General features: G+C 60.4%; 7 protein-coding genes. 6 read left to right on the top strand and 1 reads right to left on the bottom strand.

Features of this window, described 5'->3' with window-relative positions; all coding sequences use genetic code 11:
• Positions 1 to 2 precede the first annotated feature (2 nt).
• From ACA079_RS16710 to ACA079_RS16695, 4 genes are all read left to right on the top strand, one after another.
• Positions 3 to 1367: a TolC family outer membrane protein gene (locus tag ACA079_RS16710; RefSeq protein WP_497700122.1), complete on the top strand. Its 1365-nt coding sequence runs from the start codon at positions 3 to 5 to the stop codon at positions 1365 to 1367.
• 137 nt (positions 1368 to 1504) lie between these two features.
• Positions 1505 to 4468 (top strand): autotransporter serine peptidase EprS, encoded by a 2964-nt coding sequence (gene eprS / locus ACA079_RS16705; protein ID WP_497700121.1) that lies wholly within the window; start codon positions 1505 to 1507, stop codon positions 4466 to 4468.
• A gap of 181 nt (positions 4469 to 4649) precedes the next feature.
• The gene (locus tag ACA079_RS16700; protein WP_497700120.1) at positions 4650 to 7694 is read left to right on the top strand and encodes an autotransporter domain-containing protein; all 3045 of its coding nucleotides are present in this window, start codon (positions 4650 to 4652) and stop codon (positions 7692 to 7694) included.
• Between the two features lie 85 nt (positions 7695 to 7779).
• Complete coding sequence (locus ACA079_RS16695) at positions 7780 to 9633, top strand: polyurethane esterase (RefSeq protein WP_497700119.1); 1854 nt, start codon at positions 7780 to 7782, stop codon at positions 9631 to 9633.
• Positions 9634 to 9752: 119 nt separating this feature from the next.
• Here the strand turns inward: ACA079_RS16695 and ACA079_RS16690 are convergent, their stop codons facing one another.
• Complete coding sequence (locus tag ACA079_RS16690; RefSeq protein ID WP_415769117.1) at positions 9753 to 9977, bottom strand: YgdI/YgdR family lipoprotein; 225 nt, start codon at positions 9975 to 9977, stop codon at positions 9753 to 9755.
• A 207-nt stretch (positions 9978 to 10184) separates the two neighbouring features.
• Here ACA079_RS16690 and ACA079_RS16685 point away from each other — a divergent pair, with 207 nt between their 5' ends.
• Entirely contained in the window at positions 10185 to 11852 is a 1668-nt protein-coding gene (locus tag ACA079_RS16685; protein WP_497700118.1) for a VRR-NUC domain-containing protein, read from the top strand.
• Positions 11849 to 14128: an ATP-dependent DNA helicase gene (locus ACA079_RS16680; protein ID WP_497700117.1), complete on the top strand. Its 2280-nt coding sequence runs from the start codon at positions 11849 to 11851 to the stop codon at positions 14126 to 14128. The genes ACA079_RS16685 and ACA079_RS16680 overlap by 4 nt, the downstream gene beginning before the upstream one ends.
• Positions 14129 to 14210: the final 82 nt, after the last annotated feature.

Here is a 14210-nt window from a genome sequence, read left to right as displayed (position 1 = left end):
GGATGTTCCGCTGTATGAATAAGCTTTCCATGCTCGCAGCGACCCTGGCGTTGCTGACTTGCAACAGTGTGCTGGCGATGGGACCGTTCGACATCTACGAACAAGCATTGCGCAATGATCCGGTGTTCCTCGGCGCCATCAAGGAACGCGATGCCGGCCTCGAAAACCGCGTCATTGGCCGCGCCGGGCTGTTGCCCAGGATCGGTTACAACTACAACAAGGGGCGCAACTCTTCCAAGGCCACCGCCCTCAATGAGCGCGGGCAGAACCGCACCGATGACCGCAACTACAGCAGTTACGGCTCGACCCTGACCCTGCAACAACCGCTGCTCGACTACGAGGCTTACGCGTCGTACCGCAAAGGCGTGGCGCAATCGCTGTTTGCCGACGAAGCCTTTCGCGGCAAGAGCCAGGAATTGCTCGTTCGGGTGCTGGAGAATTACACCCAGGCGCTGTTCGCTCAGGATCAGATCGACATCGCGCAGGCTAAGAAAAAGGCTTTCGAGCAACAGTTCCAGCAGAACGAACAGATGTTCCGTCAGGGCGAGGGCACGCGCACCGACATCCTTGAGGCCGAGTCCCGCTATGAACTGGCCACGGCCGAGGAAATCGAAGCCCGTGATGAGCAGGACGCGTCGTTACGAGAGCTGGGCGCGCTGATTGGTGTGCCGGCGATCAACATCGGGGATTTGGCGCCGCTGGATCAGAGTTTCCAGACGTTCACCCTGCAGCCGGCCAACTTCGATACCTGGCACGAGATGGCCGTGGCCAACAACCCGAACCTGGCTTCGCAGCGCCATGCCGTGGAAGTCGCGCGTTATGAAGTCGAACGCAACCGCGCCGGACACCTGCCCAAAGTCAGTGCCTACGCCTCGGTGCGCCAGAACGAGTCGGAAAGCGGCAACACCTACAACCAGCGTTACGACACCAACACCATCGGCATCGAAGTCAACGTACCGCTGTATGCCGGCGGCGGGGTTTCCGCATCGACCCGTCAGGCCAGCCGCACCATGGAGCAGGCCGAATACGAACTGGACGGCAAGACCCGGGAAACCCTGATCGAGCTGCGTCGGCAGTTCAGCGCCTGCTTGTCCGGTGTGAACAAACTGCGCGCTTATCAGAAAGCCCTGAAGTCTGCCGAAGCGCTGGTGGTTTCGACCAAGCAAAGCATCTTGGGCGGTGAGCGCGTCAACCTCGATGCGCTGAACGCCGAACAACAACTATTTACCACCCGCCGGGATTTGGCACAGGCACGCTACGACTACTTGATGGCCTGGACCAAGTTGCACTACTACGCCGGGACGTTGAATGAGCAGGATTTGGCCAAGGTTGACGAGGCGTTCGGCCAAGGCCCAAGAACCCAATAGATGCCCCCCCTGTAGGAGCTGTCGAGTGAAACGAGGCTGCGATCTTTTGATCTTCAACGCTTTCAAGAACGTTAAAAGATCGCAGCCTCGTTTCACTCGACAGCTCCTACAAAAAACAAAAAAAAAAGCGAGAAGTCATGAACACGGACGTAAAGATCAAGCCGATATCGGTCGGCACGCTATTACTCCTGGTGTCAGCAATGCCCGTTTCGGTGCAAGCCGCTTACCTGGAAACCGGCACACCCGGCGATGCCGCCAGTTGGCGCTCGGCGGAGTTCCAGCGCGACTGGGGACTTGCCCGCATGCAAGCCGATCAAGCCTACGCCGCCGGCATCACTGGCAAAGGCGTGAAAATCGGCGAACTCGATTCAGGCTTCGATGCTGCCCATCCCGAATTCGCCACCGACCGTTACCACGGGGTGACCGCCAGCGGCAGTTACGTTGACGGCTCCCGGTTCAATGTCGACGGCACACTCAACGCCAACAACGACTCCCACGGCACGCACGTCGCCGGCACCATCGGCGCTTCCCGCGACGGCACCGGCATGCACGGCGTGGCCTACAACGCGCAGGTCTACGTCGGCAACACCAACAAGAACGACAGCTTCCTGTTCGGCCCCAACCCTGATCCACGCTACTTCAAAGCGGTCTATAACGCGTTGGCGGATGCCGGTGTGCGAGCGATCAACAACAGCTGGGGCAGTCAGCCACCGGATGTCAGCTATCGGACCCTCGACGATCTGCATGCGGCCTACGCCCAGCACTGGAACAACGGCACCTGGCTCGATGAGGCCGCAGACGTTTCCCGACGCGGCGTGATCAACGTGTTCAGCGCCGGTAACAGCGGTTACCCCAACGCCAGCGTGCGTTCAGCCTTGCCGTATTTTGAGCCGGACCTGGAAGGCCACTGGCTGGCGGTGTCGGGGCTGGATCAAGGCAACCAACAGAAATACAACCAGTGCGGGATCGCCAAGTATTGGTGCATCACCACCCCCGGCGCGAAGATCGACAGCACCATTCCCGGCGCAGGCTATGCGATCAAGTCCGGTACTTCCATGTCCGCGCCGCATGCCACCGGTGCCTTGGCGCTGGTGATGGAACGCTATCCGTACATGAACAACCAGCAGGCGCTGGAAACCCTGCTGACCACCGCCACCCAACTCGACGGTTCGATCACCGAGGCGCCCAATACCCGCGTCGGCTGGGGCGTGGCCAGCCTCGAACGGGCGATGCACGGGCCGGGGCAATTACTTGGACGTTTCGACGCCAATCTGGGGGCAGGGCAGAGCGATGTCTGGAGCAACAACATCACCGACAAGGCGTTGGTCCAGCGTCAGAGCGAAGACGCGACGGAACACAGCGCCTGGCAACAGACACTGAAGACCAAAGGTTGGGAGAACGGTGTACCGGTCGGTGCCAGCCAGCAGGATCAGACCGACTATGCGGTGGGCTCGGCACGCGATCTCGCAGCCTCCACTCGAGTCTACGAAGGCAGCCTGATCAAGTCTGGTGCCGGACGCCTGATGCTGACCGGCAACAGCACTTATCGCGGGCCGACCACGGTTAATGGCGGTCTGCTGTCGGTCAACGGTTCGTTGGCATCTCAAGTGACCGTCAATGACAGCGCCACGCTGGGCGGATCGGGGCGCGTCGGCGCACTGATCGCCAACCGCGGCGCTACGGTTGCGCCCGGCAATTCCATTGGCACCTTGCAGGTCAGCGGCGACGTCACGTTTGCGCCGGGCTCGACTTACGCGGTGGAGCTATCGCCGACCGATAGCGACCGGATCGTCGCGGGCGGCACGGCCACGGTCAGCGGCGCGACCGTCAGCCTGTCCCTGGAAAACAGCCCGACCTTGCTCAGCACTCAACAAGTGCAAAGCCTGCTCGGTCATCAGTACAACATCCTGCAAGCGGCCGGCGGCATTCAAGGTCAGTTCGGCGCGGTGCTGCCCAACTACCTGTTCATCGGCGGCAGCCTCGATTACGCCGCTACTGGCATTCAACTGAGTGTCGAGCGTAACGACACGACCTTCGCCAGCGTCGGCCAAACGCCGAATCAGCGCGCCGTAGCCTCCGCCGTTGAAGGGCTTGGGGCGGGCAATCCGGTTTACGAAAGCCTGCTGCTGTCGCCCACCGCGACATCCGCGCAACAGGCGTTTCAGCAGTTGTCGGGGGAAATCTATCCGGCGCTGGGCTCGGTACTGATCAACGACAGCCGCTACCTGCGTGATGCTGTCGGTGAGCGGCTGATTGACGCCCAAGGCACTCAAAGCAATGGCTGGATCAAGGCGCTGGGCGCTTGGGGCAAAACTGATGAGCGCCATGACACCGCCGGTTACACCACCTCGATTGGCGGCTTGCTCGCCGGTGTTGACGGGGCGCTCGATGAACAAACCCGGATCGGTCTGGTCACCGGCTATAGCGACAGCTCGGTGAGCATGGGCTCCGGTACTCATTCATCGGCCAAGGTCGACAGCTATCACTTGGGTGCTTATGCCGGCCGCGAGTCGGGTGCCTGGCGTCTGAGTGCCGGCGGTGCCTACAGCTGGCATCGCGCCGACGTCAAACGTGACCTGCAATACGGCGACGTCAGCGCCAAACAGAAAGCCAAGGTCGATGCCGGCACCACCCAAGTGTTTGGTGAAGCGGCGTATCGCCTGAACCTGCAACCTCTGGCGCTTGAACCTTTCGCGAATCTGGCTTACGTGCACCTGGACACCGAAGGTTTCACCGAGAAAGGTGACGCCGCCGCACTGAAAAGCAGTGGCGACACGCGTGACGCGGTGCTCAGCACGTTAGGTGTGCGCGCATTGAAAACCGTGAACCTGTCCGGCCAGCAGAAACTGGACCTGAGCGGCAGCCTCGGCTGGCAGCACAATCTGAGCAATACCGACTCCGAAGAACACCTGGCGTTTGCCGGCGGCAGCACAGCGTTTTCCGTGGAGAGTTCGCCAATGGTGCGTGATGCGGTGCTGGTGGGCGCCCATGCCAGCCTGGCCCTGAGTCGGGACATCCGCTTGAACCTCGATTACACCGGCCAACTGGCCAGCCGCGAGAAAATCCACGGCGTAGGGCTCAGCCTCAATTGGCAGTTTTAACGCAGAACCTGTAGGAGCCGAGCTTGCTCGCGATGGCGGAGCGTCAGTCGACATTAATGTTGAAGGTTAAGCCGCCATCGCGAGCAAGCTCGGCTCCTACAAGGGGGCGTGATTCACAAATAGAAATGGGTGCTTTTCAAGGCACAGGGATTTTGGCAACACAACTAAGGACGGTAGCTGGATGAATAACAAGCACAACAACCTTGCCTTGCTTTGCGCATTGGCCACCCTCGGTACCGCGCAAGCGGCGCCTTACGTGGAAAACGGTAGAGCGGGCGATCCCAACAGTTGGCGCAGCACTGAATTCAATGCCGATTGGGGCCTGGGAGCGGTTAACGCACAAGAGGCCTACGCCGCCGGTTACACCGGCAAAGGCGTGAAGCTGGGGATCTTCGACCAACCGGTCTACGCCGCGCATCCGGAGTTTTCCGGTCCCAACAAAGTGATCACTCTGGTCACCAGCGGCATCCGCGAATACACCGACCCGTACATCCCGGTCAAAGCGGGAGACGCCTTTCGCTACGACGGTTCGCCCTCGGTCGGTTCCGACGGCGAGCTGGGTGCCCACGGCACTCACGTTGGCGGGATCGCTGCCGGCAGTCGCGATGGCGGTCCGATGCATGGCGTGGCGTTTGGCTCGCAGATCATCAGTGCGGACAACGGCGATCCGGGCCCGGAAGACGGCATCATTCGCGGCAACGACGGCGCGGTCTACAAGGCCGGTTGGGATGCCTTGATCGCCAGTGGCGCGCGGATCATCAACAACAGTTGGGGCATCGGCATCACCGATCGCTTCGACCTCGGCGGACGCAATCCCGCCTACCCGCATTTCACCGTGCAGGACGCGCAATTGCAGTTCAACGAGATCCGTCCGTTGCTCGGGACCAAACCGGGCGGAGCCTACGACGGCGCCATCGCGGCGGCCCGCAGCGGTATCGTGACGATCTTCGCGGCCGGCAACGACTACAACCTCAACAACCCGGACGCTATCGCAGGCCTGGGCTATTTCGTCCCGGACATCGCGCCGAACTGGGTCACAGTGGCGGCCTTGCAACAGAACCCGGACCTCAACAGCCCGGACCTCTACAACATCAGCACCTTCTCATCGCGTTGCGGCTACACCGCAAGCTTTTGCGTGTCCGCACCGGGCAGCAAGATCTACAGCTCGATCATCAGTGGTACCAACGCCGACAACCTGACCACCGGCTACAAGAATTACAACGGCACCTCGATGGCGGCGCCGCATGTCGCCGGTTCCATGGCTGTGCTGATGGAACGCTTCCCGTACATGACCGGCGCCCAGGTCGCCAGCGTGTTGCGCACTACGGCCACCGACCTCGGTGCGCCAGGTGTCGATTCGCTGTACGGCTGGGGCATGATCAACCTGCGCAAAGGCATCGATGGCCCGGCGATGTTTGTCACCGAGCAAGACATTCCCGAGGAGTTCCGCATCCAGGGTGCCTACGGTTCGAGCCAGTTTGTCGCGGATTTGCCGGGGATCGGCGCGATCATCGATGCGGGCAAACCGACCGAACGCGTGTGTAATGACGTGCACTGCGGCCTCGACACGTGGCGCAACGACATTTCCGGCCATGGCGGTTTGACCAAGCAGGGCATCGGCACGCTGGTGCTGACCGGCGCCAACACTTACGCCGGCCCGACCCTGGTCAATCAGGGCCGCCTGGCAATCAACGGCTCGCTGCTTTCGGCGGTCACCGTCAACGACAGCGGGATCCTTGGTGGTAACGGTCGCATCGGCGCATTGACCGCGAAAAGCGGTGGCACCGTGGCGCCAGGCAACTCGATTGGCACCTTGCAAGTGGCAGGCGACGTCACCTTCGAACCTGGCTCGACGTACGCCGTAGAGTTGTCGCCGACCAGCAGCGATCGGATCGTGGCGGGCGGTAAAGCCGTTATCGACGGCGCTACCGTCAGCCTGTCCCTGGAAAACAGCCCGACCTTGCTGAGCACCAGCGAAGTCAAATCCTTGCTCGGCAACCAATACAACATTCTGCAAGCGGCCGGCGGGATCGAAGGCCGTTTCGGCGCCGTGCTCCCGGATTATCTGTTCATCGGAGGCACACTCGGCTACTCGGCCAATGGCATCCAACTGGCGGTAGAGCGCAACGCAGCGTCTTTTGCCAGCGTCGGCCAAACCCCGAACCAACGTGCCGTAGCCGCTGCTGCCGAGCAACTTGGCGCGGGCAATGCGCTCTATGAAACCTTGCTGCTTTCGCCGACCGCGGCTGTCGCTCAGCAAGCCTTCCAGCAACTGTCCGGTGAAATTCACCCTGCGATCGGCACGCTGCTGATCAACGACAGTCGTTACCTGCGCGATGCCGTCGGCGAACGTCTGCGTGAACGTGATCTGTTTGACGCCGCGGCACCGACCGATGACCGCAGCAACGTCTGGGTCAAAGTACTCGGCGCCTGGGGCAAGAGCGATGGCGGGCATGACAACGCCAGTTCCAACAGCTCCATCGGTGGCTTGCTGGCCGGTGTCGACGGTCTGATCACTGAAGATACGCGGCTGGGTTTCGTGACCGGTTATAGCGACAGTTCGTTGAGCATGGGCGATGGCACGCATTCCTCAGCCTCCGTCGATAGCTACCACTTGGGCGCCTATCTGGGCCATGAAATCGATGCGCTGCGTCTGAGCGTCGGCGGCGCATACAGCTGGCACCGCATCGACGTGAAGCGTGACCTGCAATTCGGCGACGTCAGCGGTAAACAGAAATCCAAACGCGATGCGACCACCGCACAACTGTTTACCGAAGCGGCGTATCGCCTGGACCTGCAACCGCTGGCACTGGAACCGTTCGCCAACCTGGCTTACGTGCACCTCAACAGCGACAGCTTCACCGAGAAAGGTGATGCCGCAGCGCTCAAGGGCGGCGAAGACAACCGCGACGCCGTGCTCTCGACCCTCGGCCTGCGGGCGAGCAAAGCCATTGCCTTGTCGGACAAGCAGCTGGAACTGTCCGGCACGCTGGGCTGGCAGCACAACCTGAGCAACACCCGTTCCGAAGATCATCTGGCCTTCGCCAACGGCAACACCGCGTTCAGCGTGCAGAGCGTTTCCCTGGACCGTAACGCTGCCGTCATCGGTGCGCGGGCCGGTTTGGCGGTGGCGCAGGACGTTCGTTTGAGCCTGGATTACAACGGACTGCTTGGCTCCAACGAGAAAGACCACGGTGTGGGTCTGACGCTCGACTGGCAGTTCTGATTTCAATGCTCCGGGGCGCCTCGTGATCGGGCGTCCTGGTTGTGAGCTATCTCTAACAATTCCAACAAAGAGAGAGGCAATACCAATGGGTGTGTACGACTACAAAAACTTCGGTACAGCCGATTCCAAAGCGTTATTTACCGACGCGATGGCGATCACGCTGTATTCCTATCACAACCTGGATAACGGCTTTGCCACCGGCTATCAGCACAACGGCTTCGGCCTTGGCTTGCCGGCCACACTGGTGACCGCGCTGATTGGCGGCACCGACTCCCAGGGCGTCATTCCCGGAATCCCATGGAACCCCGATTCGGAAAAAGCCGCACTGGACGCGGTGCAGAAAGCCGGCTGGACGCCGATTACCGCCACGCAACTGGGCTATGACGGCAAGGTCGACGCACGCGGAACGTTCTTCGGCGAGAAGGCCGGGTACACCAGCGCTCAGGTGGAAATCCTCGGCAAGTACGACGCGCAGGGTCATCTCAGCGAAATCGGTATCGCCTTTCGCGGCACGAGCGGCCCACGAGAAAGCCAGATCAGCGACTCCATCGGCGATGTGATCAATGATCTGCTGGCGGCGTTGGGGCCAAAGGATTATGCGAAAAACTACGTCGGCGAAGCCTTCGGTAATCTGCTCAGCGACGTTGCAGCATTTGCCCGGGCCAATGGCCTGTCGGGCAAGGACGTGCTGGTCAGCGGCCATAGCCTCGGTGGGTTGGCGGTCAATAGCCTGGCGGATTTGAGCAACGACAAGTGGGCCGGGTTCTACCAGGATTCCAACTACATCGCCTACGCCTCGCCGACCCAAAGCAGCACCGACAAAGTGCTGAACGTCGGTTACGAGAACGACCCGGTGTACCGCGCCCTCGACGGCTCATCATTCAACCTGTCATCGGTTGGCGTGCACGATGCCGCCAAGGTTTCGGCGACCGATAACATCGTCAGCTTCAACGACCACTACGCTTCGACAGCGTGGAATGTGCTGCCGTTTTCCATCCTCAACATCCCGACCTGGATCTCGCACTTACCGACCGCCTATGGCGACGGCATGAACCGGGTAATCGAGTCGAAGTTCTACGACCTCACCAGTAAAGATTCGACGATCATCGTTGCTAACCTGTCGGATCCGGCGCGCGCCAACACTTGGGTTCAGGATCTGAATCGCAACGCTGAAACCCATAAGGGCAGCACGTTCATCATCGGCAGTGACGGCAACGATCTGATCCAGGGTGGCAAGGGCAATGACTACCTGGAAGGCCGCGATGGCAACGACACCTTCCGCGACGGCGGTGGTTACAACATCCTGTTGGGCGGCAAGGGCAACAACGTGCTGGATTTGCAGCAGCCGGTGAAAAACTTCGACTTCGCCAATGACGGCGCCGGCAACCTGTACATCCGCGACGCCAATGGCGGCATCAGCATGACCCGCGACATCGGCAGCATTGTGACCAAGGAGCCGGGGTTTCTGTGGGGGGTGTTCAAGGATGACGTGACCCACAGCGTCACTGCCGAAGGCCTTAAGGCGGGCAACAACCTTACTCAGTACGCGTCAACGGTAAAGGGTGGCGCCAGCGCCGATACGCTCACGGCTCACGCCAGTGGCGATTGGTTGTTGGGGCTGGACGGCAACGACCATTTGCTCGGCGGCAAGGGCAACGATGTGTTTGTCGGCGGGGCGGGCAATGACTTGATGGAGTCGGGGGGCGGGATCGATACGTTCCTGTTTAGCGGCGCGTTTGGTCAGGACCGGGTGGTTGGCTACCAGGCCAGCGACAAACTGGTGTTTCTCGGGGTTCAGGGTGTGACGCCGAACGACGACTATCGGGCGCATGCCACGGCGGTGGGGCACGACACGGTGCTGACGTTTGGGGGGGATTCGGTGACGTTGGTCGGGGTTGGGCTGGATAGCTTGTCCGGCTCAGGGGTTGTTATTGCCTGATGGTGATGGGCCGCCTGTAAGGGCCCCATCGCGAGCAAGCTCGCTCCCACATTGGATCTGTGGCGTTCACAAATCCCCTGTGGGAGCGAGCTTGCTCGCGATGAACGATGACTCGGTATTTAGTCTTCCTGTCGAATCGTGCTCACTTCATCGGCCTTGACCTTCACTTTCGCCCCGGAAATATCTTCGAACTCGAAGAAGCCGTCCTTGGTCTTGGTTTTCGGCGTGTCCTTGGTCAAATACTGGGTGCCGTTCTGCAGCGTCACAACCGTTGGCGTCGAGCAACCGGCCAGGGCCAAAAAGGCCGCTACCGCCAGGGGCAGGCCCAGAGTCTTGATATTCATAACCACCTCTCATCCTTCAAAAAAACAGCGCGACTGCCACGAGCGAAATCAATCGTCACTGTACCTCTAACGCGGTTAGGTCCGATGGATCGGCAGAAAGTTCAGAGGCACTCGAAAAATTACCGAATAACGCCGCCGCTTATCCTTTTCCGTTTGCCCGGGCAGGGCGTAGCTGGTATCTGTACGCATAACCAGTACTCGCTCGCCATGGCCTTTTTTCCTGTGACTGCAAACCCTCTCGACGATCCGTTCTATTACTTGAACAACTTCATGCAAGTGCTTGATTGGCTTGAGCTTCGCTATGCCGATGTGTTGAGTGTCGAAGAGCAACACTTCATCCGCGAGTTCAAGCGGTTGCCCCGTGAGTCCAGAGCGCTGCTGGTCAGGATGGTGATGCGCAAGGGGAATCACTTCCGGGCGAGCAAGCTGCATTACCTCGAAATCGGCGACATCGCCATCGCCGCCGGCCCGTTACTGGCGCAGGGCTGGATCGATGAGCAATCGCCGCTGTCGATCGAAGTGCTGTGCGAGGTGCTGCTCAAGGCGGAAATTCTCCAGTGTTTTGGCGCCACCATCGATCAGCCCAAAGGAAAAAAGACCGATTGGCTGCCCGCACTGAGCGAACAGTTTCCCCAGATTCACAGCTTCGGACAATGGTGCCCGTCGCTGGATGACCGATTGTTCAGCCTGACCATCATGGGCCTGTGCGACCGGCTGCGCTTGATGTTTTTCGGCAATCTTTACCAGGATTGGTCCGAGTTCGTGCTGGCTGACCTGGGCATCTTTACCTATGAAAAAGTCGAGTTCTGCGCCGACTCCCGAGGCCTGCGCAGCCGTGAAGACGTGGACGCCTGTCTCTTCCTTTATGAGTGTCAGCTGCATTTCGAAGCCGGCGAGCCCGTGGAAGACATTGTCGAGCAGATCAAAGGGCTGGCGCTGAGCAATCCCTGGCTGCAAAGACGTCGCGGCAAACTGTTGTTCCAGATCGGCCAGCATTGCGAGCGTATGGCGGATTTCTCTACCGCACTGGCGATCTACCGCGAGTGCGCTTATCCCGGCGCGCGCCTGCGGTTGATTCGTGTATTGGAGCGCTGTGGTGAATACCAACTGGCCATGGACCTGGCCGCCGCGGTGGAGCAATCGCCGGAAAGTGCCGCCGAACAGCAACAATTGTTGCGTGTGCTGCCCAGGCTGCGGCGCAAGTTGGGCGGGCCGGTGATGAAGCGCTCGTCCCCACGGGAGATGCTGCGCCTGGACCTGCAACTGCCCAGAACCGACCCGGCGTTGTCGGTGGAGTCTTACGTTCAGGCGCATTTGGCGGAAGATTCGGCGCCGGTGCATTACGTCGAAAACAGCCTGATCAACTCGCTGTTCGGACTGCTGTGCTGGCCGGCGATTTTCGCGCCGTTGCCGGGGGCGTTTTTCCACCCGTTCCAGCGTGGGCCGGTGGATCTGCTCAATGAGGACTTTCACGCACGCCGCGCGGAGCTGTTCCAAAGCTGCCTGGCTGAACTCGATGACGGGCGTTACCGCCAGACCATTCGTGAACGCTATGCCAGCAAGTGGGGCGTGCAGTCGCCCTTCGTGTTCTGGGGTGTGCTGAGCGAAGAATTGCTCGATCAGGCACTCGATTGCCTGCCGGCCGAACACCTCAAGCACTGGTTCAATCGACTGCTGTTGGACATCAAGGCCAATCGCGCCGGAATGCCAGACCTGATCCAGTTTTGGCCACAGGACAAAACCTACCGGATGATCGAAGTCAAAGGCCCCGGTGATCGCCTGCAAGACAATCAATTGCGCTGGCTCGAGTTCTGCCATGAGCACCAGATGCCGATTGCCGTCTGCTACGTGCAATGGGCGGAGCAGGGCGCTTGAGTTACAGCATCGCGGTGCGGGCGCTGTGTGAATTCACCGCCAAGGTCGGTGACCTCGACCTGCGTTTTACGCCTTCGCCGACGGCGCTGGAAGGGATTGTCGGGCACCGTACGGTGGCCTCCCGGCGCAGCGAGGGCTACCAGAGTGAAGTCGCGCTTGAAGGCCTGTATCAAACGTTGAAGGTAAAGGGCCGGGCCGACGGCTACGATCCCGCACAAAATTGCCTGGAAGAAATCAAAACCTATCGCGGCGACTTGAGCAAACAACCGGCCAACCACCGTCAGCTGCATTGGGCGCAGGCGAAGATTTACGGTTGGTTGATGTGCCAGAAACTGCAGCTGGCGCAGATCAATCTGGCCCTGGTGTACTTCGACATCGTCAGCGAAAAGGAAACCTGCCTGGTCGAGGCATTCAGCGCCGCGGAACTGGGGCTGTTCTTCGAACAACATTGCGCCTTGTTCCTGCACTGGGCCGAGCAGGAAATGGCTCATCGCGAAGGGCGTAATCGGGCGGCGCAACAACTGGCGTTTCCCCATGCCGACTTTCGACCCGGGCAACGTCATCTGGCGGAATCGGTGTTCAAGGCCGTCAGCACCGGTCGTTGCTTGATGGCGCAGGCGCCCACGGGGATCGGCAAGACGGTCGGCACGCTGTTCCCGATGCTCAAGGCCCTGGCGCCGCAGCAACTGGACAAGGTGTTCTTCCTCACGGCGAAAACCCCGGGGCGCAAGCTGGCGCTGGACGCCGCGCAAGTGATCCTCGACAGCGCCGACGCGCCACCCTTGCGGGTGCTCGAAATGATCGCCCGGGACAAGGCCTGCGAGCATCCGGACAAAGCTTGTCACGGCGAATCCTGCCCGCTGGCCCAGGGTTTCTATGATCGCTTGCCCGCCGCTCGCCAGGCGGCCAGCAAGTTGTCCCTGCTGAACCAGAACGCTTTGCGCGAGGTTGCCCTGCAACACGACGTCTGTCCCTACTACCTGAGCCAGGAAATGGCCCGCTGGGCGGACGTGGTAGTCGCCGATTACAACTACTATTTCGATTTCAGCGCGCTGCTGTTCGGATTGGCCCAGGCCAATAACTGGAAAGTCGCGGTGCTGGTGGACGAAGCGCACAACCTGGTGGAGCGCGGCCGGCAGATGTACAGCGCCAGCCTCGACCAATCGACCCTCAACGGCGTACGAAAAACCGCGCCCGAGGCATTGAAGAAACCCCTGCAACGGGTCAACCGTGAGTGGAATGCCCTGCATAACCTGCAACTCGGTGCCTATCAGGCCTATGACAAGGCACCGGAAAAACTGCTCCAGGCGTTGTCATCGTGCAGCGCGAGCATCGGCGATTACCTGAACGATCATCCGCAAGGCCTGGACGGGGCGTTACAGAACTTCTATTTCGACATGCTGCAATTTTGCCGGGTGGCTGAGCTCTTTGATCAACAGTTCCTGTTCGACATCAGCAAGCGCGACCTCGACCGCCAACGCAACCTGTCGCAGCTGTGCCTGCGCAACGTGGTGCCCGCCGGCTTCATCCGCCCACGCTTGACGGCTGCACGCAGCACCGTGCTGTTTTCCGCGACCCTGAGCCCTCGCCACTACTACGCTGATCTGCTCGGCACGCCGGAGAACACGGTGTGGATCGACGTTGAATCGCCATTTCACGCCGACCAACTGCAAGTGCACATCGTCAGCCAGATCTCCACGCGGTTCGTCCATCGCCAGTCATCCCTCGCGCCAATCGTTGAGCTGATTGCCCGGCAGTTCAGCCAACGTCCCGGCAACTACCTGGCGTTTTTCAGCAGCTTCGATTATTTGCAGCAAGTGGCGCAGTTGCTGGCCGAGAAACATCCACACATCAATCTATGGTCGCAGTCCCGCGGCATGGGGGAAGGGCAGCGACAGGACTTTCTCGATCAGTTCACCGCCGAGAGTCAGGGCGTCGGTTTCGCGGTGCTGGGCGGGGCGTTTGGCGAAGGCATCGACTTGCCGGGCGCGCGACTGATCGGAGCGTTTATCGCCACCCTCGGACTGGCGCAACTCAACCCGGTCAACGAGCAGTTGAAACAGCGTATGGCAGCGATTTTCGGCGCCGGTTATGACTACACCTACCTGTTTCCCGGTGTGCAGAAAGTGGTTCAGGCGGCGGGGAGGGTGATCCGAACCCAGCAGGATCAAGGGGTGGTGATGTTGATCGATGACCGGTTTGGCGACAGCAAGGTCAAGCAACTACTGCCGCGCTGGTGGTCGATTGCTCCGAGGCATTTGTACGCTATCGAGTAGGACTTTTTACTTTAAAAACATGTCTACAACGATCAGTACGCCTACATCGTCAAACACGTGAATCGATAACGCTGGGCGACGA

This window comes from Pseudomonas sp. LBUM1645, assembly GCF_059716185.1.
Note: the sequence above shows the minus strand (reverse complement) of the source record. Positions and strands in the feature narration are given on the sequence as shown.